Origin of the sequence: Streptomyces wuyuanensis (assembly GCF_900103455.1) — a bacterium.
Taxonomy (GTDB): domain Bacteria; phylum Actinomycetota; class Actinomycetes; order Streptomycetales; family Streptomycetaceae; genus Streptomyces; species Streptomyces wuyuanensis.
Map to the genome: position 1 here is coordinate 132,823 of NZ_FNHI01000004.1, position 22,431 is coordinate 155,253.

The 22,431-nt window shown below is 72.1% G+C and carries 15 protein-coding genes; 6 read left to right on the forward strand and 9 right to left on the reverse strand.

Going from position 1 to position 22,431, the window contains the following annotated elements; translation table 11 throughout:
- Positions 1-117: 117 nt before the first annotated feature.
- The 5 genes from BLT82_RS07885 to uvrC form a co-directional block, all read right to left on the reverse strand.
- Positions 118-3,057, reverse strand: a complete 2,940-nt coding sequence (locus tag BLT82_RS07885) for a M14 family metallopeptidase (RefSeq protein WP_093653139.1) — start codon at positions 3,055-3,057, stop codon at positions 118-120.
- A gap of 531 nt (positions 3,058-3,588) precedes the next feature.
- On the reverse strand, positions 3,589-4,578 hold the full coding sequence (gene whiA, locus BLT82_RS07890; RefSeq protein ID WP_093653140.1) for a DNA-binding protein WhiA: 990 nt from the start codon (positions 4,576-4,578) through the stop codon (positions 3,589-3,591).
- The gene (locus BLT82_RS07895; protein ID WP_093653141.1) at positions 4,569-5,603 is read right to left on the reverse strand and encodes a gluconeogenesis factor YvcK family protein; all 1,035 of its coding nucleotides are present in this window, start codon (positions 5,601-5,603) and stop codon (positions 4,569-4,571) included. The genes whiA and BLT82_RS07895 overlap by 10 nt, the downstream gene beginning before the upstream one ends.
- Entirely contained in the window at positions 5,600-6,541 is a 942-nt protein-coding gene (gene rapZ / locus BLT82_RS07900; protein WP_208867767.1) for an RNase adapter RapZ, read from the reverse strand. Before rapZ ends, BLT82_RS07895 begins: the two co-directional genes overlap by 4 nt.
- Positions 6,538-8,595 carry an excinuclease ABC subunit UvrC gene (uvrC, locus tag BLT82_RS07905; RefSeq protein WP_093653143.1) on the reverse strand — a complete coding sequence of 686 codons (2,058 nt, stop codon included), beginning with the start codon at positions 8,593-8,595 and terminating at the stop codon, positions 6,538-6,540. The genes rapZ and uvrC overlap by 4 nt, the downstream gene beginning before the upstream one ends.
- A gap of 386 nt (positions 8,596-8,981) precedes the next feature.
- On the opposite strand from uvrC, the gene BLT82_RS07910 reads away from it, so the two are divergent.
- Positions 8,982-9,926: a hypothetical protein gene (locus BLT82_RS07910; protein ID WP_093653144.1), complete on the forward strand. Its 945-nt coding sequence runs from the start codon at positions 8,982-8,984 to the stop codon at positions 9,924-9,926.
- A 67-nt stretch (positions 9,927-9,993) separates the two neighbouring features.
- On the opposite strand, the gene BLT82_RS07915 is transcribed toward BLT82_RS07910, so the two are convergent.
- Positions 9,994-10,422, reverse strand: coding sequence for a Rieske (2Fe-2S) protein (locus tag BLT82_RS07915; protein ID WP_093653345.1), 429 nt, complete (start codon positions 10,420-10,422; stop codon positions 9,994-9,996).
- A 135-nt stretch (positions 10,423-10,557) separates the two neighbouring features.
- Between BLT82_RS07915 and BLT82_RS07920 the strand changes: the two genes are divergently transcribed.
- Positions 10,558-11,475, forward strand: a complete 918-nt coding sequence (locus tag BLT82_RS07920) for a carbohydrate kinase family protein (RefSeq protein ID WP_093653346.1) — start codon at positions 10,558-10,560, stop codon at positions 11,473-11,475.
- Positions 11,476-11,640: 165 nt separating this feature from the next.
- On the opposite strand, the gene uvrA is transcribed toward BLT82_RS07920, so the two are convergent.
- A complete protein-coding gene (uvrA, locus tag BLT82_RS07925) occupies positions 11,641-14,658 on the reverse strand; it encodes an excinuclease ABC subunit UvrA (protein WP_093653145.1) in 3,018 nt (1,005 codons plus the stop codon).
- A gap of 223 nt (positions 14,659-14,881) precedes the next feature.
- Here uvrA and BLT82_RS07930 point away from each other — a divergent pair, with 223 nt between their 5' ends.
- From BLT82_RS07930 to BLT82_RS07945, 4 genes are all read left to right on the forward strand, one after another.
- Positions 14,882-15,571: a maleylpyruvate isomerase family mycothiol-dependent enzyme gene (locus tag BLT82_RS07930; RefSeq protein WP_093653146.1), complete on the forward strand. Its 690-nt coding sequence runs from the start codon at positions 14,882-14,884 to the stop codon at positions 15,569-15,571.
- 21 nt (positions 15,572-15,592) lie between these two features.
- Positions 15,593-16,249 (forward strand): MBL fold metallo-hydrolase, encoded by a 657-nt coding sequence (locus BLT82_RS07935; protein ID WP_093653147.1) that lies wholly within the window; start codon positions 15,593-15,595, stop codon positions 16,247-16,249.
- A gap of 157 nt (positions 16,250-16,406) precedes the next feature.
- Positions 16,407-17,471, forward strand: a complete 1,065-nt coding sequence (locus tag BLT82_RS07940) for a S66 family peptidase (protein WP_093653148.1) — start codon at positions 16,407-16,409, stop codon at positions 17,469-17,471.
- A gap of 218 nt (positions 17,472-17,689) precedes the next feature.
- Positions 17,690-18,970, forward strand: coding sequence for an MFS transporter (locus tag BLT82_RS07945; RefSeq protein ID WP_093653149.1), 1,281 nt, complete (start codon positions 17,690-17,692; stop codon positions 18,968-18,970).
- Positions 18,971-19,100: 130 nt separating this feature from the next.
- Here BLT82_RS07945 and BLT82_RS07950 read toward each other — a convergent pair whose 3' ends face one another.
- Positions 19,101-20,102: a TerC family protein gene (locus tag BLT82_RS07950; RefSeq protein ID WP_167745983.1), complete on the reverse strand. Its 1,002-nt coding sequence runs from the start codon at positions 20,100-20,102 to the stop codon at positions 19,101-19,103.
- 366 nt (positions 20,103-20,468) lie between these two features.
- Complete coding sequence (locus tag BLT82_RS07955; RefSeq protein ID WP_093653151.1) at positions 20,469-22,430, reverse strand: TerD family protein; 1,962 nt, start codon at positions 22,428-22,430, stop codon at positions 20,469-20,471.
- Position 22,431 lies beyond the last annotated feature (1 nt).

The following is a 22,431-nucleotide window of genomic DNA, read 5'->3' on the forward strand; positions in this document are numbered from 1 at the left end:
TACCTCCCCGGGGCAGTCGGAGTGGCATCGAGCACGCCCCCGGATCGAGCCGAAAACCGGTGGCCCGTACCTACCGACAAGTACGGGCCACCGGCGCTTTTCGGCGACTACGCAGTGTCAGCGCCGGAGCGCGGCGAGCGCCTTCCCGACCAGGGCGTTGCGGTCCGCGGGCGCGGTGACGTGCTCCAGGCCGAAGCCCAGCAGGACGGTGTCCCGGGTGGTGACGGCCGCGTACGAGACGAACAGCTCACCTGTGCGCGCCCAGTCACCACCGAGCGCGGGACTGCCCTCCGGTGCTCCCGGTGTGGTCCACGGACCGAGCGAGCTCTCGAAGCCCTCGCTCTCCCTCTCCGATCCGCCGACGACCAGGGCGGCGTTGTCGGCGAACACACCGCGTCCACCGCTGCCCGGGTCGGTGACGTAGGAGAGCGAGAGCTCGACCCGCTTGCCGGCGTAGGCGCTCAGATCGAAGGAGACCTCCTTCCAGCCGGCGGAGGAGCCGGTGAAGCTGTTCCAGGAGCCGCTGGAGCCGGTCGCGGTGCAGCCGCCGGAGCCCAGGGTGAGGTAGTGGCGCAGGAAGGGGTGCCCATTGAGGAAGTACCCCGCCTCGCACTCCTCCGGGACCGCGGTGCCGCTGAGCCCACCCTCGTCGGGGAGCGTCGTCCAGTCCTCGCCGCCGGCCGTGCGGGCCTCCATGACGGCGTGGTCGTAGCCCGGCTCGGTGTTCCAGTTGAGCGCGAGCTTCAGCTGCGGCTTGTCGGCCGCGGTGACCCCGGTGAGGTCGACGGTTCGGCTCAGCCGCTTCCAGTCGTTGTCCTCGTGGGTCGCGGAGGCCATCGACGAGCCCGCGTACGGGGCGTAGGGGTTGGTCACCCCGTCGTAGCGGCCCGCCTGGGCGCTCGCGAACTGCGGGAACTGCGCGGCCGGCAGCGTGTCGGAGGTGACCGTGTACGCCCCGGGCGCGTTCAGCGGGTTGCCGGTGGCGCCGGACAGGGGCCCGCCGGATCCGGTGAGTCTTCCCGCTCCGGCGAACCCGGTGGCACCGGGCGCGGAGGCACGGCCGTACGCGCCCAGCCAGTACTGGCTGAAGTCGTTGGTCGCGGCCCTGCCCACCTGGGCGTTGCCGCCGGCCAGCTCACCGGCCTCGATCAGCTTGCCGCCCTCGTTGAGGAAGTCGCGCAGGGCGAGCTGGGTGGCGCCGCCGGGTGCCTGCGCACCGGTGTAGTGGACGGCGGTGGTGAAGTGGCCGAGGACGCCGAGCGGATGCGGGGCGCCCTGCGCGGCGACGTCCCAGACGACGGCCTTGCGGCCGTTGGCCCGGAGCGCGTCGACGTACGCCTGCGCGTGCTGGGCGGGAGCGCCCTCCTCCGCGACCACCACGGTGTCGGCCTTGGGCCGGGGCGCGACCGTGTAGGTGAAGCGCTCGCTGGAGGTGCGCTTCCCGCTCCTGGTCTCGCCGGTGAACCAGACCTCGACCCGGTCGCCGACGTCCCCGTCCTTGACCTCGGCGCGGTACTGGTCGAAGCGGATGTTGTCCTCGCCGCCGTAGGTCTCGCCGCCCTTCCACGGCCGGAGGGCCATGTCATGGGTACGGCCGCCGTTGACGCGGTACTTGAGCTCCTTGTCCCGCAGGGACTTGCGGGCGATGACGGAGACCTCCTGGTCGCCGCCGCGCGCATACGAGGTGGTGAACGGGTCGACGGTGAAGTCGGGGGCCTCCAGGCCGACCGGCGACGACGGCTGGTCGGGGTGGACGGCGGTCTCGGCGACGGAGAGGGCGAATTCGACGTTCTTGGCGAACTCCGCCTGGATCAGCTTCTCGTCGTCGGGGAAATTGAAGCCGGAGCGGCAGTCCTCGGGCCGCCACTGGTCGTTCGGGTCGACGGCCGAGGCGGTCTGGCAGGTCGTCATCTCCGGGGTGAACATCATCGTCCCGTTGACGTTGGCCGCGTGGCCGTCGGCCTCTCCGTTGGTCGTGTAGAGCTCGGAGGAGACCTGGGGGTAGTAGCCGGGGACGGCCGGGTTGTCCGGGGTGCCCGCCAGCGCCTTGTAGAGCACGTCGTCCGGCGTGGGGGTGGCGACCTGCCAGCCCACGCCGTACAGCAGCAGTTCGGCGGCGGAGTGGTAGTTGATGCCGTACTCGAAGCCGATGCGCTTCTGGAAGCGGTCCACGGCGACGGTCTCGGGCTCTGACGAGGGGCCGGAGCCGCGGTAGGTCTCGCTGGCGGGGTTGGGCGACGAGCCCTCGTTGTCGTAGCCCCACTTGTAGGCGAAGTTGCGGTTCAGGTCGACGCCGTCGCCCGTGGTGATCCTGCCGTCGCCGTTGTTGTCGCGCAGGTTCTTGCGCCAGAGACGGTTGCTGTCGGCGGCGTGGGTGAAGTCGTAGCCGTCCGGGTTGGCGGACAGCAGGAACCACAGTTCGGTGCCGTCCACGATCCGGGTGATGCGCCGGTCCTTGCCGTATCCGTCCACGTAGTGGTGGAGCAGCCGCCTCGTCATCTCGGGGGTGATCCACTCGCGGGCGTGCTGGTTGGACATGTAGAGCGTGGACGGCTTGGCGCCGTCCCGGTACTTCCTGGCGCCCTTGGTCAGCTTGAGGGCGAGGATGTCCTTGCCCTGCACGGTCTTGCCGATGCTGACGACCTTGGTGATCGACGGGTTGGCGGCGGCGACGGCGAGGATCTCCTCCTGGAGGCCGCCCTCCCCGCTGTACGGCCGGAAGACGCCGTCCCCGGCGGCGGCGACGCGCTTCTTCGCGGCGCCGGACACGGTGTGCTCGGTGAGGCTCACGCCCTTGTCGCGGAGCGCGCCCGCCTGGTCGTCGGTGAGGAACACCTCGACCGTGGCGGTGCCCTTCGCCGGTACCTGCTCGGTCAGTTCGTGACCGTCGGCGCCGGCCTGGAGGAGCAGTGGCACCTGCTCCTTGGTGACTTCGGCCTGCCATACGGAGAGTCCGGCGTCGTCCGCGCCCTCGTCCGCCTGGGCGAGCGGCGCGGCGGCCAGGCCGGCCACCAGGAGTGAGGTCGCTGCGAGGATCGATCTCGCTCTTCGTCTCATTGGCCCCCCTTGCTTTCGTCTGTCGCGAAAGAAAACAGATGCCAGGCTCATGACAGTTCATGATCATGTCAAGATGCCCTCGGCGTTCAAGTGGGGCCTGGGCAGGGGATGTTGTGGCGAGGCGCGTCCGGCCCGGAAGGGGAGCGGGAACGCGGAAGGGCCGGTGGGAAGGGCTCCGGCGGCCCGCCGGGGGAACGGCGTACGGCCCGGTCCGCCGGGGGAGGGCGGACCGGGCCGTACGCGCCGGGTGCCGAAGACCCTTCCGGCGGGGGCGGGTCGACCCTCGTGGAGCTGCTCCGGGAGCAGCAGCTCCGTACGGCGACGCCGTGCAACGACTCCGTGGAGCGGCTCCGTGGAGCGGCTCCGTGGAGCGAGCGCCGACGGGGCGGGCCCTCGCGGCAGGGGGACGCGGCGGGGCGCCCACGGGACGAGGTCCCGGCGAAGGCTACGTCCGGGGGCCGGTCCCGCGCCGAGGCTACGTCTCGGGGCCGGTCCCGGGAAGCGGTCCTCGGGAGGGCGCCCGGAGCGGCGTCAGCCCACCAGGCCGTCCGCCATCTCCTCCGTCAGGTTGGACTCCGTACCGGGAATCCCGAGGTCCTGGGCCCGCTTGTCGGCCATTGCCAGCAGCCGGCGGATACGGCCCGCGACCGCGTCCTTCGTCAGCGGCGGGTCCGCGAGCGCGCCCAACTCCTCGAGGGACGCCTGCTTGTGCTCCATGCGCAGGCGGCCCGCCGCCGCGAGGTGCTCGGGGACCTCCTCGCCCAGGATCTCCAGCGCCCGCTGCACCCGCGCACCCGCGGCCACCGCGGCCCTGGCCGAGCGGCGCAGGTTGGCGTCGTCGAAGTTGGCCAGCCGGTTGGCGGTGGCCCGGACCTCACGGCGCATCCGCCGCTCCTCCCAGGCCAGGACCGACTCGTGCGCGCCGAGCCGGGTCAGCAGCGCACCGATCGCGTCGCCGTCGCGCACCACGACCCGGTCCACCCCGCGCACCTCGCGGGCCTTCGCGGCGATGGAGAGCCGGCGGGCGGCTCCGACCAGGGCCAGCGCGGCCTCCGGACCGGGGCAGGTCACCTCCAGGGAGGAGGAGCGGCCGGGCTCGGTCAGCGAGCCGTGTGCGAGGAAGGCACCGCGCCAGGCGGCCTCCGCGTCGCACGTGGCGCCCGAGACGACCTGGGGCGGCAGCCCCCGGATGGGCCGGCCCCGGCCGTCGACCAGCCCGGTCTGGCGGGCCAGCTGGTCACCGCCCGCCACGACGCGCACCACGTAGCGCGAGCCGCGCCGCAGCCCGCCGGGAGCCATCACCACGAGATCCGAGGAGTGCCCGAAGATCTCCAGGATGTCCTTGCGGAGCCTGCGTGCCGCGATGCCCGTGTCCAGCTCCGCCTCGATCACGATGCGGCCGCTGACCAGGTGCAGCCCGCCCGCGAACCGCAGGATCGCCGAGACCTCCGCTTTTCTGCAGCAGGTCCGGGTGACGGGGAGCCGGGAGATTTCGTCCTTCACCGCTGCCGTCATCGCCATGGGCCGATCCTTCCATGCATCCGAAAAATACGGTCGTACGCGGCGGCCAACAGCTCCGGATCGTGCTTCGGAGCCCCGTCGGGTCTCGCCACGGGCGCCAGCTCGACCGCGGCACCGAGCCTCTTCGCCGCGTCGGCGAGGGACTCGCGGTCGGGCACGGCGGCCTCGTCGGCGAGCACCACGTCCAGGGCGAGTTTAGGGGCGTGTCGCCCCAAAACCTCCAAATGACGCTGCGGAGAGAAGCCCTCCGTTTCCCCGGGCTGGGGGGCCAGGTTGAGCGAGAGGACCCGCCGGGCCTTGGTCTCGACGAGTGCGTCCAGCAGGTCGGGCACCAGGAGGTGCGGGATCACCGAGGAGAACCACGAGCCGGGGCCGAGGACCACCCAGTCCGCGTCCAGCACCGCCTCGACGGCTTCCGGGACGGCCGGCGGGTCGTTAGGCACCAGGTGCACGGACTGCACCTCGCCGCGCGTCAGCGCGACGGTCGCCTGGCCGCGGACCGTGCCCACCTCGTCCGGGCGGGCCGGATCGTGCCCCTTGACCAGCGCCTGGAGCTCCAGCGGCACGGCGGACATCGGCAGCACCCGGCCGTGGGCGCCGAGCAGCCTGCCGACCAGGTCCAGGGCCTGCACATGGTCGCCGAGCTGCTCCCACAGCGCGACGATCAGCAGATTGCCGACCGCGTGCTCATGCAGCTCGCCCTGGGACTGGAACCGGTGCTGGATGACCCGGGACCAGGTCTGGCCCCAGTCGTCGTCCCCGCACAGCGCCGCGAGCGCCTTGCGGAGATCGCCGGGCGGCAGCACCCCCAGCTCCTTGCGGAGCCTTCCGCTGGAGCCGCCGTCGTCTGCGACGGTGACGACGGCCGTGAGGTCGCCCGTGATGCGGCGCAGCGCCGCGAGGGACGCCGAGAGGCCCATGCCGCCGCCGAGCGCGACGACCTTGGGCTGGGCGCCCCGTCTGCGGCCGGTGCGGAGCGCGTCACTGCCCCGCAGCCGGCGCAGCCGGAGATTGCGTGCGGTCACTCGCGCCCCATGTCCCGGTGGACGACGACGGTCTCGATCCCCTCGGAGCCGAGGCGGGCGGCGAGCTTCTCGGACATCGCGACGGAGCGGTGCTTGCCGCCCGTGCAGCCCACGGCGATCGTCACGTACCGCTTGCCCTCGCGGCGGTAGCCCGCCGCGATCAGCTGGAGCAGCTCGGTGTACTGGTTGAGGAACTCCTTGGCCCCGGGCTGGTTGAACACATAGCCCGACACCTCGTCGTTCAGGCCGGTGAAGGGTCGCAGCTCGGGGACCCAGTGCGGGTTCGGCAGGAAGCGGCAGTCCACCACGAGGTCGGCGTCGACGGGCAGGCCGTACTTGTACCCGAACGACATCACGGTGGCCCGCAGCTCCGGCTCCTCGTCGCCGGCGAACTGGGCGTCCATCTTGGCGCGCAGCTCGTGGACGTTGAGGCTGGAGGTGTCGATCACGAGGTCCGCGTCCCCGCGCAGCTCCCGCAGGAGGTCCCGCTCGGCCGCGATGCCGTCGACGATCCGGCCGTCGCCCTGCAGCGGGTGCGGGCGGCGCACGGACTCGAAACGGCGCACCAGAGCCTCGTCGGACGACTCCAGGAAGACGATCCGGCGGGTGACCTGCTTGGAGTCGAGGTCCGCGAGGGACTCGCGGAGGTTGTCGAAGAACCGCCGGCCGCGGACGTCCACGACGACGGCGATCCGGGCCACGTTGCCCTGGGAGCGTGCGCCGAGCTCCACCATCGTGGGGATCAGCGCGGGCGGCAGGTTGTCCACGACGAACCAGCCGAGGTCCTCCAGGCACTTCGCCGCGGTGCTGCGGCCCGCGCCCGACATTCCGGAGATGATCACCAGCTCGGGGATGGCCGCCTCTGCGGCCTGCCCGGCCTCGGTCGTGCCCGTACTCACGTCTCCTGCTCCGTGTTCTCGTCTGTTGCGCTCGGTCATTTCGTGGTGCCCCCGTTTCCTTCCGTCACTGCTGCCCCGTCGTCTTCTTCAATGATCTCGCCTGTCGCCATGTTCACCGCCGGGGCGGCCGGTGCGGCCTGTGCCAGGGCGACGGCCACGGACTCCGCGGTCTTCCTGCCGAAGCCCGGGACCTCGCAGATCTGCTCGATCGTCGCCTGCCGCAGTCGCTTGACCGAGCCGAAGTGCTTGATCAGCGCCTGCTTGCGGGCCTCGCCGAGGCCAGGCACGGAGTCCAGCGGGCTGGTCCTCAGCCGCTTGGTGCGTTTGGAGCGCTGGTAGCGGATCGCGAAGTCGTGGGCGGTGTCACGCACCCGCTGGATGAGGTACAGCCCCTCGCTGGAGCGGGGCAGCACGACCGGGTCGTCCTCCCCCGGCAGCCACACCTCCTCCATGCGCTTGGCGATGCCCGCGACGGCGACGTCGTCGATGCCGAGCTCGTCCAGGGCCCGCTGCGCGGCAGCGACCTGCGGCTGCCCGCCGTCGACGAGCACCAGCTGCGGCGGGTACGCGAACCGCTTCGGCCTGCCTTCGTCCACCTGGGTCTGCGGGACCTCGCCGCCCACCGCCTGCTCGCCGTCCTCGGGGACCGCCCACTCGCCGGTCCTCTCCTTCTCGGCGAGATACCGCCGGAAGCGCCGGCTGATCACCTCGTGCATCGAGCGGACGTCGTCCTGACCCTCGCCGTGCCAGATCTGCGTGTCTCCGACACGACCCTTGATCTGGAAGCGCCGGTACTCGCTCTTGCGGGGCAGCCCGTCCTCGAACACGACCATGGACGCGACCACGTCCTCGCCCTGCAGGTGCGAGACGTCGAAGCACTCGATCCGCAGCGGGGCCGAGTCCAGGTCCAGCGCCGCGGCGATCTCCTCCAGCGCCCGGGAGCGGGTGGTCAGATCGCTCGCGCGCTTGGTCTTGTGCAGGACGAGGGCCTGCTGGGCATTGCGCTCGACCGTCGCCATCAGGTCCTTCTTGTCGCCGCGCTGCGGGATGCGCAGCGACACGGCCGAGCCCCGGCGGTCGCCGAGCCACTGGGTGACCGCGGCGAGGTCCTCGGGCAGGGCGGGGACGAGCACCTCCTTGGGGACGGTGTCGCCGCTCTCCTCCCCGTACAGCTGCTGCAGTGCGTGCTCCACGAGGCCGGCCGTGTCGACGGCCTCGACCTTGTCCGTGACCCAGCCGCGCTGTCCGCGCACCCGCCCGCCGCGGACGTGGAAGATCTGGACGGCGGCCTCCAGCTCGTCCTCGGCGACCGCGATCAGATCCGCGTCGGTGGCGTCGGCCAGCACGACCGCGTTCTTCTCCATGGCGCGCTTCAGTGCCTCTATGTCGTCGCGCAGCCGGCCCGCCCGCTCGTACTCCATGTCCTCGGCGGCCGCCATCATCTCCTTCTCCAGGCGGCGGATGTACGTGCCGGTGCGGCCGGCCATGAAGTCGCAGAACTCCTCGGCCAGTTCGCGGTGCTCCCCGGCGCCGATCCTGCCGACGCAGGGAGCGGAGCACTTGCCGATGTAGCCCAGCAGGCACGGCCTGCCGGTCCGCTCGGCGTTCTTGAAGACCCCGGCGGAGCAGGTGCGCACGGGGAAGACCCGGAGCATCAGGTCGACCGTCTCGCGGATCGCCCACGCGTGCCCGTACGGACCGAAGTAGCGCACGCCCTTCTTCTTGGCGCCGCGCATCACCTGGACCCGCGGGAACTCCTCGTTCATGGTCACCGCGAGGTACGGGTAGCTCTTGTCGTCGCGGTACTTGACGTTGAACCGGGGGTCGAACTCCTTGATCCACGAGTACTCCAGCTGGAGCGCCTCGACCTCGGTGGAGACGACGGTCCACTCGACGGAGGCGGCGGTGGTGACCATCGTGCGGGTGCGCGGATGCAGACCCGCCAGGTCCTGGAAGTAGTTCGCCAGCCGCTGCCGCAGACTCTTCGCCTTGCCGACGTAGATCACGCGGCGGTGCGCGTCGCGGAACTTGTAGACCCCTGGCGAGTCGGGGATCTGTCCCGGCTTGGGGCGGTAGCTGGAGGGGTCTGCCATGCCGCCCACCCTACTGGCGGGCACGGACAGGCGGGGCGGCCCGAGGGGCGCGCGGACCTGCCTCCGCGCCCGTGCGCCGGACTCCGCGCCCGGCCCGCGCCGGAGGGTGCCGGAGGCGTCCGGAAGGGGAGCCGCCGCTACGGCGGGTGCCCGGTCCCTCACCGCCCGCCGGGCGCATACCGGGCGCTTCGGCCAGGCCCTCGCGCCGTTCGGCCCGGCACCCGGACAACCGTTGTCCGGAGGGGATCCACACGCTTCAATGCGGGGTGACACGCGGCTGTGCCGGTGGCCCCGGGGCCCGTGACGCCGCCGTCGGCCCCGTCCGCACGCCCCGCCATCGGCGCGGGGACGCACCGGGCGGCCGCGAACGTCCATCGAGGAGACCCATGGGGCACGCCGCGCACCCCGCGCACACCCAGGCCGAACTGGACCGGGTGCTGCGCACGGGCCCGTTCCACCTCGCCCTGCGTGCCGCGCTCGCCGTGCGGGGGCTGCCGCTTCAACGGGTTCAGCACCATCTCGCCCACCGGGGGATCAAGGTCGGGGTGACCAGTCTGAGTTACTGGCAGCAGGGCGCCCGCCGGCCCCAGCGCCCCGAGTCGCTGCGGGCCGTGCGGGCGCTCGAGGACGTGCTCCGGCTGCCGGAGAACTCGCTGCTGCGGCTGCTCCCCGAGGACGCCGGGCCCGGCCCCCAGCGCCCCGCGGCCCGATCACCGCGCGCGCCGGCCGAGGTGTCCGGGGCGGTGGAGCGGCTGCTGAGCGGGCTCGGACGGCCCGCTGACGGCGGACTGCACACGGTCGGGCACCACGAGCGCGTACGGATCGGGCCCGGCCGCGAACTGCTGGGCCGGGACTCCCAGAAGATCGTGCGCGCCCACCGCGACGGCGTCGACCGCCTCCTGGCCGTCCATCGCGGGGATCCCGGGTGGGATCCGGCCCGGGTGACGGTGCGGACGACGGAGAACTGCCGCCCGGGGCGCGTCCGGTACGACCGGGAGGCGGGGGTGCTCGTCGCGGAGCTCCTCCTCGACACCCGGCTGCGGTCCGGCGAGACGTACCTCCTCGGCTACGGCTTCGAGGACGGCACGGCCGGCCCGAGCGGTGAGTACGTACGCGGCTTCCGCGCGGCCGGCGGGCAGTACCTGCTGCAGGTCCGCTTCCACGAGGACGCGCTGCCGGCGCGGTGCCGGCACTTCGCCCAGAACTCCCCCGGCGCGGCGCGGATCTGCCGTGCGGAGCTGACGCCGAACGGCCGGCACCCGGCGGTGCACCTGGTCGAGCAGGGCGTCCGGCCGGGAATCCAGGGGATCGACTGGGAGTGGGAACGCTGATGCGGGCAGCTTGTGCCGCTGGGCGGGAGCCCGCTCACGCCTCCGGGCCCGGGCGGCGTGAGCCCGTTCACGCCTCCGGGCCCGCCACCAGCTTCCCGTCCCGTACCCGCACCGGCACCTCCGGGAGCGGCACGGTCGCCGGACCCCGGAGTGCCGTACCGGTCGTGACGTCGAACCGGCTGCCGTGGCAGGGGCAGTTGCCCTCCGTGCCCTCCACCTTGTCCAGGACGCAGCCGGCGTGGGTGCACTGGGCGCTGAACGCCTTGTAGTGGCCCTCGGCCGGGCAGTGGACGACGAGCCGCTGCTCGCGGTAGAGCCGGGCGCCGCCCACGGGGACCTCCCCGGCGGCGCCGAGGTCGACCGGTGCGGTCGGGGTCGGGACCTGTGCGTGGCCCACCTTGGACTCGGTGGAGCAGGCGGCGACCCCCAGCCCGGCGGCCCCGGCGAGGGCGGCGCCTTTCAGCACGGTACGGCGGGCGGCGGATCGGCCGGACATGAAGATCTCCACGGGTGAGGAGCGGGGTGGGTGACCAACCCGACGATACCGGCGCAGATCGCGGCCCTTCCGGGCGGGTCGGTGCGGGCCGGAACAGGACTGTCGCGCCCCGGAACGATGGGCTACGTTTCAGCCGTGATCGTCGTCGCCGGTGAATCCCTGATCGACCTGGTCCCGCAGCGGACGGCCCGCGGGGACGCGCCACTGCCGCCCCTGCTGCCGAGGCCCGGCGGCGGCCCGTACAACACGGCGGTCGCCCTGGGCCGTCTGGGCTCCCCCGTCACCTTCTGTTCCCGCGTCTCGGCGGACGGCTTCGGCGAGGCGCTGCTGGGCGGGCTGCACGCGGCGGGGGTACGGACGTCGCTGGTGCAGCGGGGCCCGGAGCCGACGAGTCTCGCGGTCGCCGAGGTCGGCGCGGACGGTACCGCCGGCTACGGCTTCTACATGACCGGCACCGCCGACCGGCTGTTCGAGCTGCCGCCGGAACTGCCGGACGAGGCCCGGGCCCTGGCGCTCGGGACGTGCTCGCTGGTGCTGGAACCGGGGGCGAGCGCGTACGAGGCGCTGCTGCGGCGCGAGGCGGAGCGCGGGATGTTCACGCTCCTCGACCCCAACATCCGTCCGGGGCTGATCCCCGACGCCGGTGCCTACCGGGCGCGGTTCGCGGGCTGGCTGCCGTCCGTGTCGCTGCTGAAGCTCTCGGAGGACGACGCCGCATGGCTCGGCGGCTCCCCGGAACGGTGGACGGCCGAAGGACCTGACGCCGTCGTGCTGACGCACGGCGACCGGGGTCTCTCGGTGCGCACCCGGGAGGGCGTGGAGGCCGCCGTCCCCGCGGCGGCCGTGGCGGTGGTGGACACGATCGGCGCGGGTGACACCGTGAACGCGGCGCTGCTGCACGACCTGGCACGGCGGGACGCCCTCTCCGGCCGTGGTCTGCTCTCCCTCGACGCCGCCGCCTGGGCGGAGGTGCTCGCCTTCGCCGCCCGCGCCGCCGCCGTCACGTGCTCCCGCACGGGAGCGGAGCCCCCGTACGCCTCCGAACTGCGCTGACCCGGCCGCCCGCAAACGGCCCCGGTGGCCGGGGCCGGCGCACCACGCCCCGAGGGCCGGACCGCCGCGGTCCCGGGACGGGGTCACGACGGCCGTCGCCCCGGGTCCTGGTGGCAGGACCCGGGGCGACGGGTGCTCACGAACGGCCGGCGGCCCGGAGCCGGGTCAGGCCTTGCGGGCGCCGCCCCGCGGCGCGGCCGCCTTCTTCTTCACGGGCGTCGCGTTGGCCGTCACCGTCTTCTTCTTCACCGCCGTGGAGTTGGCCGAGACGGGCTTCCGGGACGCGGCCTTCTTCGCCACCGTCTTGCGGGACTGCGGCGGCACCGAGTCGCTGATGCGGTCCGGTCCCAGGATGTCCCGCAGGAACTTGCCGGTGTGGCTCGCCGGCTCCGCGGCGACCTGCTCGGGCGTGCCCTCGGCGATGACCAGGCCACCGCCGCTGCCGCCCTCCGGACCCATGTCGACGACCCAGTCGGCCGTCTTGATCACATCGAGGTTGTGCTCGATCACGATCACGGTGTTGCCCTTGTCGACCAGTCCGGACAGCACGTTGATCAGCTTCGCGATGTCCTCGAAGTGCAGGCCCGTGGTCGGCTCGTCCAGGACGTAGACCGTGCGGCCGGTCGACCGCTTCTGCAGCTCGCTCGCCAGCTTCACCCGCTGCGCCTCACCACCGGAGAGCGTCGGCGCCGGCTGGCCCAGCCTGACGTACCCGAGACCCACCTCGGTCAGCGTCTTGAGGTGACGGGAGATCGTCGGCACGGCCTCGAAGAAGTGCAGCGCCTCCTCGATTGGCATGTCCAGCACCTCGGCGATGGACTTGCCCTTGTAGTGGACCTCCAGGGTCTCCCGGTTGTAGCGCGCACCGTGGCAGACCTCGCACGGGACGTACACGTCCGGCAGGAAGTTCATCTCGATCTTGATCGTGCCGTCGCCGGAGCAGTTCTCGCAGCGCCCGCCCTTCACGTTGAAGGAGAAGCGGCCCGGCAGATAGCCACGCACCTTCGCCTCCATCGTCTCCGCGAAGAGCTTGCGGACGTGGTCGAAGACGCCGGTGTACGTCGCCGGGTTGGACCGGGGCGTACGGCCGATGGGCGACTGGTCGACATGGACGACCTTGTCCACGAGGTCGTCGCCGTCCACGCGCGTGTGCCGGCCTGGCACCGACTTGGCGCCGTTCAGCTCGCGCGCCAGATGTGTGTACAGGATGTCGTTGACCAGCGTCGACTTGCCTGAGCCGGAGACGCCGGTGACGGCCGTGAGCACACCGAGCGGGAACGAGACGTCGATGTCCCGGAGGTTGTTCTCCCGGGCGCCGTGCACGGTGAGCTGCCGCGCCGGGTCCACCGGCCGCCGGATCTCCGGCGTCGCGATGGACTTCTTCCCGGACAGATACAGCCCGGTCATCGAGTCCTTGTTGGTCAGCAGCTGCTTCAGCGGCCCCGAGTGGACGACCTTGCCGCCGTGCTCTCCGGCTCCCGGGCCGATGTCCACGACCCAGTCGGCGACCTTGATCGTGTCCTCGTCGTGCTCGACGACGATCAGGGTGTTGCCCATGTCCCGGAGCCGGACCAGGGTCTCGATGAGCCGGTGGTTGTCGCGCTGGTGCAGTCCGATGGACGGCTCGTCCAGCACGTACAGCACGCCCACGAGCCCGGAGCCGATCTGGGTGGCCAGCCGGATGCGCTGCGCCTCACCGCCGGACAGCGTGCCCGCGGCACGGTTGAGGGACAGGTAGTCCAGGCCGACGTCGACCAGGAACCGCAGCCGTTCGTTGACCTCCTTGAGCACCCGCTCGGCGATCTTCTTGTCGCGGGCGTTGAGCGTCAGCCTGCCGAGGAAGTCGGCGCACTCGCTGATCGACATGGCCGATACCTCGGCGATCGACCTGTCCATGATCGTCACTGCCAGGACGATCGGCTTCAGCCGGGTGCCGTCACAGGTGGGGCAGGGCACCTCGCGCATGTAGCCCTCGAAGCGCTCCCGGCTGGAGTCGCTCTCCGCCTCGCTGTGGCGCCGCTTGACGAAGGACACCGCGCCCTCGAACGCCGGGGTGGTGTACGCGCGCTCCCGGCCGTACCGGTTGCGGTAGCGGACCTCGACCTGGGTCTTGTGGCCGTACAGCAGGGCCTTCCTGGCGCGCTGGGGCAGCCCGGCCCACGGGATGTCCGTGCGGAAGCCGAGCGCGTCGGAGAGCCCTCCGATCAGGCGCCCGAAGTACTCCTTGGTGTGGCCGTGCGACCAGGGGTGGATCGCGCCGTCGTCGAGGGAGCGGTCCTCGTCCGGGACGATCAGGTCGGGGTCGACCTCCATCCGCGTGCCGATGCCGGTGCAGTCGGGGCAGGCGCCGAACGGCGAGTTGAAGGAGAACGAACGGGGCTCGAGCTCCTCGAACGAGAGGTCGTCGTACGGGCAGTAGAGGTGCTCCGAGTACATCCGCTCGCGCTCGGGGTCGTCCTCGGGAAGATCGACGAAGTCCAGCACGACCATGCCGCCGGAGAGACCCAGCGCGGTCTCCACGGAGTCCGTGAGCCGGCGCTTGGCGCTCTCCTTGACGGTCAGGCGGTCGACGACCACCTCGATCGTGTGCTTCTCCTGCTTCTTGAGCTTCGGCGGCTCGGTGAGCTGGATCGTCCGCCCGTCGACCCGGGCACGCGAGTACCCCTTGGACTGGAGGTCCGCGAAGAGGTCCACGAACTCGCCCTTGCGCTCCCGCACCAGCGGCGACAGCACCTGGAAGCGGCTGCCCTCGGGGAGCTCCAGCACCCGGTCCACGATGGCCTGCGGGGACTGGCGCGTGATGGGACGGCCGCATTCGGGACAGTGCGGCTTGCCGATCCGGGCGAAGAGCAGCCGGAGGTAGTCGTACACCTCGGTGATCGTGCCCACCGTCGAGCGCGGGTTGCGCGACGTGGACTTCTGGTCGATCGAGACGGCCGGGGAGAGACCCTCGATGAAGTCCACGTCCGGCTTGTCCATCTGGCCCAGGAACTGCCGGGCGTAGGAGGACAGCGACTCGACGTAGCGGCGCTGTCCCTCGGCGAAGATCGTGTCGAACGCGAGCGACGACTTGCCCGACCCCGATAGCCCGGTGAAGACGATGAGTGAGTCACGCGGGAGGTCGAGCGAGACGTTCTTCAGGTTGTGCTCGCGAGCGCCACGGACGATGAGACGGTCGGCCACGCCGGGTCCGCACCTTTCTTGAGACAGGTCGTGAGAAGCATCGGGGGCACAGCCCCCGGCCCGGACTCTCCAGGCTATGGCGACCACGAGATCGACGGCTGCCGGACGGACGAACGCCCGGCCCTCCAGAATGCTCTGCCCCGAGCCTATAGCACGCGCATTCGATTAATGCCGGTCCACGGTCACCTTCACTCGAACGTGTGGCGGGGCTATCGTCTTCCCCATGATCGATCCCGTGGCTGACCTGGACTCCGTACGCGAAGCGACCGAGCGACTGCTGAACGCGGCCACCGCCCTGGACAACGCGGCGGTGGCCGAGCCGTCACGGCTCCCCGGCTGGAGCCGCGGCCACGTCCTCGCCCACCTCGCCCGGAACGCCGACGCCCTCGTCAACGTCTTCGAGGGCCGCCCCATGTACGCGAGCGCCGAGGCGCGCGAGCACGACATCGAGCGCGACGCGCCCCGGCCGCTCCCCGTCCAGCTCGACGACGTGCGCGAGTCCGACGGGCGCTTCCGCACGGCGGCCACGGCGGACGCCGACTGGTCGCGGATCGTCGAGCTCCGCAACGGCGTGAAGGACGCCGCCGCCCGCATCCCCTTCCGGCGGCTGATCGAGGTCGAGCTCCACCACGTGGACCTCGGCATCGGGTACGAGCTGGAGGACCTGCCCGCCGACTTCACCGAGCGCGAGACCGGCTTCCTCGCGGAGCGGTTCGACGGGCACAAGGACGTGCCGCCCACGACCGTCCTCGCCGACGGCGGACGGACCTGGACCACGGGAGGCGGGGCCGCGGGCGCCCCGGTCACCGTCCGGGGCACAGCCGCGGACGTGCTCGGCTGGCTCGCGGGCCGCCGTGACGGCGCCGCGCTCCAGGTGACCGGCGGCCCGCTGCCCGCGCTGCCGCCCCTGTAGTCGGCTGAGTACGCTGGCCCCATGACTTACAGCGGAGCGGTGACGGTCGGCGGTCCGGCGGACGTGCACGAGCTGGCGGCGCTGATGATCTCCAAGGTCGCCGTCGGCCCCATGGACAACAACGCCTATCTGCTGCGCTGCCGGACCACCGACGAACAGCTGCTCATCGACGCGGCGAACGAGCCGGAGACACTGCTCCGGCTCATCGGCGACGACGGCATCACGTCCGTCGTCACCACGCACCGGCACGGCGACCACTGGGGCGCGCTGGCCGACGTGGTGGCCGCGACCGGAGCACGCACGTACGCGGGGCGCCACGACGCGGCCGGCATCCCGGTGCCGACCGACGTGCTGCTCGACGACGGCGACACGATCAAGGTGGGCGACGTCGAGCTCACCGCCCGCCACCTCGTGGGCCACACGCCCGGCTCGATCGCGCTCGTCTACGACGACCCGCACGGCCATCCGCACGTGTTCACGGGCGACTGCCTCTTCCCCGGCGGCGTGGGCAACACCTGGAAGGACCCGCAGGCCTTCGCCTCGCTGATCCGCGACGTGGAGACGAAGCTCTTCGACGTGCTGCCGGACGAGACCTGGGTCTACCCCGGCCACGGCAACGACACGACGCTCGGCGACGAGCGGCCGCACCTCCCCGAGTGGCGGGAGCGCGGCTGGTGACGGCCGGACCCGGCCGACGGGCCGCCCTCAGGCGGCCGGGAGCGGCCGGTGGCACGACCCCGAGAGCGGGCGGTGCCCGAAGCGGGGCTGGTGTCGCGGAGGGCGGGGCCTGGAAATCCCGGTGCCCGTTCCCCGGAGTCCTGGTTGACTCGCACCCATGACACCGTCCGGCAGCCCGTCCGTGCCCGTGTACCCGCCCAAGCCCCGGCCCGGGGACAGGATCGCCGTCCTCTCCCCCTCCTCGGGCCTGCCGGGCCTGCTGCCCCTGCCCTACGAGCTGGGACTCGCCCGGCTGGAGAAGGAGTTCGGGCTGGTGCCGGTCGAGTACCCGGCCACCCGCACGATGGGGTCCACACCCCGCCAACGCGCCGACGACATCCACGCGGCCTTCGCGGATCCGGAGATCCGCGCGGTGATCGCCTCGATCGGCGGGGACGACCAGATCACCGTGCTGCCGCTGCTGGACCGGGAGTTGATACGGGCGCACCCCAAGCCGTTCTTCGGCTACAGCGACAACACCAATCTGCTCGCGTTCCTCTGGAACAGGGGCGTGGTCGCCTACCACGGGGCGTCGGTGATGTGCGAACTCGGCCGTCCGGGCGCGATGGCACCTATGACCGCGGAGTCGCTGCGGGCCGCGCTGTTCACCTCGGGGCCCTATGAACTGCGCCCGGCGGACCGGGTGCGGGTGGTCGACCGCGACTGGGCCGACCCCGCGACGTTCGCGGCCGAGCCGGAGACCCTGCCGGCGGCCGGCTGGAGCTGGGCGGGGCCCGAGCGGGTCGTCGAGGGCCGCGGCTGGGGCGGCAATCTGGAGATCCTTTCCTGGATGCTCATGGCCGACCTGGAGATCCAGCGCGATCCGGCCGCGTACGACGGCTGCGTGCTGTTCCTGGAGACCTCCGAGGAACTGCCCACGGCCACCGAGGTGTTCCGGATCCTGCGCAGCATGGGCGAGCGGGGGCTGCTGCGCCGCTTTCCCGCTCTGCTGTGGGCGCGGCCCAAGACCTGGTCGTTCGAGCGGCCGCTCGACGAGGAGGGACAGGCCCGCTACGCACGCGAGCAGCGCGAGGCCGTGGAGCGGGCGCTGGCGGTGTACGCGCCGGACACCGTGGCGGTGTTCGACGTCGACCTGGGGCACACCGATCCCCAGCTGGTGATCCCCTACGGAGGGCTGATCCGGGTGGACGGCGTGGCCCGCCGCATCGTGGTCACGTACTGAGCGCCTCGGCGGCGGCCCGAGGACACCGACGGGCGGCGGCCACCGGGCGGGGCGCGCACGGCCGTTCACACGGTGCGCGACCGCTTGCGATCATGCTCCCGTGCGCCCCGTAACCGCTGCCCGTCACCGGTGGTTGGCGCGACATGCGCAATCGTCACGCTCCGGCGTCCGCGGAATCGCCGTCGTCCGCGGAATCGCCGTCCGCCCCGACCGTTTCCATGCCGCGGCTCGCGGCCGCCTCGCTCGCCGGGACGGCCGTGGAGTTCTACGACTTCTTCGTCTACGGCACGGCCGCGGCGCTGGTGCTCGGCCCGTTGTTCTTCCCGACGTTCTCCCCGCTGGCGGGGACTCTCGCCGCATTCGGCACCTTCGCGATCGGCTTCGTCTCCCGGCCGCTGGGATCGGTGCTCTTCGGGCACCTCGGCGACCGCCACGGCCGGCGCCCGGTGCTCTTCGCCTCGCTGCTGCTGACGGGGCTGGCCACGGTCGGCGTGGGTTGTGTGCCGTCGTACGCCGACATCGGGGCCGCCGCTCCCGCACTGCTGCTGGTACTGCGCTTCCTCCAGGGGCTGGGGCTCGGCGGCGAGTGGGGCGGGGCCGTGCTGCTGACGGCCGAACACGCCCCGCCCGGGCGGCGCGGACTCTGGACGAGCTTTCCGCAGATCGGGCCGTCGGTGGGGTTCCTGCTGGCCAACGGGGTGATGCTGGCGCTTGCCGCGGGGCTGACCGATGCCCAGTTCCGGGACTGGGGCTGGCGGGTTCCGTTCTGGGCGGCGGGGCTGCTGGCGGCCGGCGGACTGCTGCTGCGCGGCTCGCTGGCGGAGACCCCTCAGTTCGAGCGGATCACCGAGCGGGCCCGGCTGCCGCTGGCCGAGGTGCTGCGCGGGCACTGGCGGCTGGTGCTGCTCACCGCGGGCGCGCTGTCGGTCGGTTACGCGGTCTTCTACGCGGTCTCCACATGGTCGCTGGCCTACGGCACCGAACGGCTCGGGGTGAGCCGGACCGTGATGCTCGTGTGCGTCATGGCGGCCGTCGCCGTCAAGGGGGCCGTGACGCCGTTCGCGGCGATGCTCGGGGACCGTTACGGGCGCAGGCCGCTCTGCCTCGTCGGATGCGCGGCGAGCGCGCTGTGGATGTTCCCGATGGTGGCGCTGCTGCAGACCGCCGAACCGCTGCTGATGTTCACCGGGTTCCTGGGCGCGATGCTGGCGTTCATCACGATGTTCGCGGTGGTCGCGGCGTATCTGCCCGAGCTGTACGAGGCCAGGGTGCGGTGCACGGGGGCGGCTCTCGGCTACAACCTGGCGGGAGTGCTCGGAGGGGCGCTCACTCCGATCGTCGCCACGGCGGTGGCGGGCGGGAGCGGACCGCCGTGGGGGGTGGCGGCGTATCTGAGCGGGATCGCCGTGCTGAGCCTCGGCTGCTTCGCGCTGCTGCCGGAGACTGCGCCGGCACGTGGGCGCGTGCGCGAGCCTGCGAAGGGCGCGGCCGCCGTGTGAGGCCCGAAGGCACCGGCGGCCGCTCGACGCAGACCGCGGACGACGACGGCACCGGCCGGGTTGCGTACAACCCGGCCGGTGCCGAAGTGCGGTGCGCCGCGCGCGTCAGGAGCGCGGCGCACAGCGGGACTCAGGCCTCGACGCTGTCCTTCTCGGACGAGGCCGCGGCCGCGGCTTCCGCCTCCCGCTTCTCCTGCCTCCTGGAGGCGATGAGGCTGGTGATCGTGGTGATGATCAGCACGCCGCAGATGACCGCCAGCGAGAACGGGATGGAGATCTCGGGGACGTGGACGCCCGATTCGTGCAGTGCGTGCAGCACGAGTTTGACGCCGATGAAGCCGAGGATCACCGAGAGGCCGTAGCTGAGGTGGACCAGCTTCTTGAGGAGTCCGCCGATCAGGAAGTACAGCTGCCGCAGGCCCATCAGCGCGAAGGCGTTCGCGGTGAAGACGATGTACGGGTCCTGGGTCAGACCGAAGATCGCGGGGATCGAGTCCAGCGCGAACAGCACGTCGGTGGTGCCGATGGCGAGCATGACGACCATCAGCGGCGTCAGCACCCGCTTGCCGTTGACGCGGATGAAGAGCTTCGTGCCGTGGTACCTGTCGGCGACGCCGAACTTCTTCTCGATGGACTTGAGGAGCCTGTTCTCCTCGAACTCGTCCTCGTCCTCGTCGGAGCGCGCCTCCTGGATGAGCTTCCAGGCCGTGTAGATCAGGAACGCGCCGAAGATGTAGAAGACCCAGGAGAAGTTGGCGATGATCGCGGCGCCCGCGGCGATGAAGATCGCCCGCAGGACCAGCGCGATCAGCACACCGAACATCAGCACGCGCTGCTGGAGCTGCGAGGGCACCGCGAACTTCGCCATGATCAGCACGAAGACGAAGAGGTTGTCGACGCTGAGCGACTTCTCGGTGATGTAGCCCGCGAAGAACTCGCCCGAGGCCTGGCTCTCGCCCGCCATCAGCAGTCCGACGCCGAAGATCACTGCGAGGACGATCCAGACGATCGTCCAGATTCCCGCTTCCTTGATCGACACGTCATGGGGCTTGCGCCCGATGAAGAAGTCGACCGCGATCAGGGCTGAGAGACCAAGAATGGTCACCAGCCACATGGTCAATGAAACGTCCATTGCGCCTCCGGCGTCGTACGGCTACTCACCAGCGTCGTCGCTGCCGGAGGTCTCTTCCACCCGGGTGGCTGGTCGCCGAACCGCGGGCCGGCGCCCCGGGACCGCTCTGGGTCTGTCGGTCCGTACTGACGGGCACGCCGCAGGTGGGAGTACTCCCCTCCGCCCGAGGAACACTACCCGAAAGACCAAAGGACGGTAAAGGCGAGGATAATGAAGGGTCAAAGTCGCAGCTCAGCGACTTGACCCCAGAATCGTCCCGAGATCCGGACAGGTCGGCACGGCGGCATCCGGCCACACCGCAGCGCCCCGCCCATCTCTCGGAGCGGTCCGGTGGCACGCGGGGCCCGCCGGCGCTTGCGCCCGGCGTCAGCGCCGCCAGGTCCGCCGTGCCTCCGCGACCTTCGCCAGCACCTGCCCGAGCACATCGCTTCCCTCCGGAACCGCCGGCGGCTCGTACGTCCAGGCGTGCTGGACCCACGGGTCGGCCAGGTGGTCGTCCGGGACCGGGGTGATCCGCAGGAGCGAGCGCCACAGCGGATCGAGCACCGGCCCGTACGCGGAGGCGTCCTCCCGGTCGGCGACCATCAGCAGGTGGACGCCGACCGCGGGCCCCTCGTCGGCGAGGTAGCGGAGCTGTGTGACGGCCCGGTCGTCGAAGCCGTGCGGGAAGTCGTTGACGATCAGTAGCTGCTGGGCGGTGTCCAGATCCGGCGGGAGTGCGTCCGCCGCGCCCCCGCGCACGGCCATCTGCACCAGGTCCACGCGCTGGGTGAGCTTCGCGAGCACCGCGGAGACCCCCTGGGCGCCGGCCGCGGGCGGCTCGTCCAGCAAGCCCGACCGCATCAGCGGGGCCAGCGAGCGCGCCGCCGAGCCCGCGGGGTCGATGACGTGCACGGTGAACTCGCCGGCCGGATAGACCGCGAGCAGCCGGGCCGCGTGGGCGACCGCGGTGTCCATGGCGAGCGCGCGCAGCCGCGCCTCGTCCAGCGTCACGGCGGCCTCCGACGTGCTGCGCCCGCTGTCCACCCACAGGCCGCGTTCCAGCGGCAGCCGGACCAGCATCGGGATACGGAGGTCGGATCGCTCGGGAAGGTGGAGATCGCCGAGGCGGAGGGCCATCGGGATCTCCATCGGAACGCGGTAGCCGTGCCAGACCGGGCTGTCCCAGCGGGCGAACGCCGGTGGCAGGGCGGGCTCGACGACCTCGGACTCGGCGGTCAGCTGGGCGAGGTCGCGGTCGAGGGCCTCGCGGGCGCGTCCCGTCAGCTCCTCGTGCTTGGCGCGGGCCGCCTCACGGGCGGGGTCCCCGGCGCCGGCGAGCCTGCCGCGCGGGTCGGACAGGGCGCGGTCCAGCTCCTGGTCGAGCCGTGAATCGGCGAAGTCCACCGCACTGCGGTAGGCCGCCGTCGTCCGGGCCAGGTCCTCGAACATGCCCCAGACCTGGTTGTACAGCCGCTCCTCCATGGACCAGCCGGTGGCGTCGCCCGCGACGGGCACCGGCGGCCGCCCGGGTTCGGCGGGCGGCACGGCAGGGGGCGGAGGCGGCGGAGCGGTGGACTGCCTGCGCGGGTGCGCGTAGTTGATGGGACCGCCGTGCGTCTGGGCCGGCGGCTGCGGTGCCGCCGGGTCCGACGGCTGCGGGTCCGCGCCCGAGGTGGTGCCGGAAGCGGGTCCGGGGTCGGGAGAGGGGCCGGGGTCGCCCGCGGTGGCGGCGGCCGCTGCCGCGTTGTGCCGGACCTCCGTGGTCCGGGGCGGGGGCGTGCCGAGCGTGCGCGAGAGGCCGGGCTCGACGGCTTCCTGGACGACCGCGGCGACTTCGCCGGCGCGGTCGAGGCCCTGGTCGGTGAGGCAGGCGGCGAGGCCGCCCGCGTACCCCTGCCCGACGGCGCGGACCTTCCAGGCTCCCTGGCGGCGGTAGAACTCCAGGGCCACGACGGCGGACTCGGTGTCCAGGCCGGTGACGGTGTAGCTGACGACCTCGTCGCCGTCCGGCGGACCGACCGAGACGAAGGGCGCGGCGACGGCCCCGAAGCGGACGGGGCGACCCGGCCCCATCGGCAGCGCCAGCAGCACCGTGACGCGGTGCACCGAGGCAGGGACGGCGTTCAGGTCGACGGCCAGCAGATGGTCGGCGGTGGCCTGGCGGGAGACCTCGATGCCGGGCAGGGCCGGCTGGGCGGGGTGGGCGACCCACTCGGCGCCCTGCACCCGGCCGGCCTCGTCGCCCAGCATCGCGGCGGCCACGACCGGTTTGCCGGCCGACACCCGGATGTCGAGTCGAGTGTGGGGCAAGGGGTGGTTCTGCCCCCTGACCAGCTCGGCCGTCATC

What these genes read in the sequence shown, in the direction of transcription:
- BLT82_RS07885 (WP_093653139.1), bottom strand. Translation starts at nt 3,057, where the DNA reads ATGAGACGAAGAGCGAGATCGATCCTCGCAGCGACCTCACTCCTGGTG.
- whiA (WP_093653140.1), bottom strand. Translation starts at nt 4,578, where the DNA reads ATGGCGATGACGGCAGCGGTGAAGGACGAAATCTCCCGGCTCCCCGTC.
- rapZ (WP_208867767.1), bottom strand. Translation starts at nt 6,541, where the DNA reads ATGACCGAGCGCAACAGACGAGAACACGGAGCAGGAGACGTGAGTACG.
- uvrC (WP_093653143.1), bottom strand. Translation starts at nt 8,595, where the DNA reads ATGGCAGACCCCTCCAGCTACCGCCCCAAGCCGGGACAGATCCCCGAC.
- BLT82_RS07910 (WP_093653144.1), top strand. Translation starts at nt 8,982, where the DNA reads ATGGGGCACGCCGCGCACCCCGCGCACACCCAGGCCGAACTGGACCGG.
- BLT82_RS07915 (WP_093653345.1), bottom strand. Translation starts at nt 10,422, where the DNA reads ATGTCCGGCCGATCCGCCGCCCGCCGTACCGTGCTGAAAGGCGCCGCC.
- BLT82_RS07930 (WP_093653146.1), top strand. Translation starts at nt 14,882, where the DNA reads ATGATCGATCCCGTGGCTGACCTGGACTCCGTACGCGAAGCGACCGAG.
- BLT82_RS07935 (WP_093653147.1), top strand. Translation starts at nt 15,593, where the DNA reads ATGACTTACAGCGGAGCGGTGACGGTCGGCGGTCCGGCGGACGTGCAC.
- BLT82_RS07940 (WP_093653148.1), top strand. Translation starts at nt 16,407, where the DNA reads ATGACACCGTCCGGCAGCCCGTCCGTGCCCGTGTACCCGCCCAAGCCC.
- BLT82_RS07945 (WP_093653149.1), top strand. Translation starts at nt 17,690, where the DNA reads ATGCCGCGGCTCGCGGCCGCCTCGCTCGCCGGGACGGCCGTGGAGTTC.
- BLT82_RS07950 (WP_167745983.1), bottom strand. Translation starts at nt 20,102, where the DNA reads ATGGACGTTTCATTGACCATGTGGCTGGTGACCATTCTTGGTCTCTCA.
- BLT82_RS07955 (WP_093653151.1), bottom strand. Translation starts at nt 22,430, where the DNA reads ATGACGGCCGAGCTGGTCAGGGGGCAGAACCACCCCTTGCCCCACACT.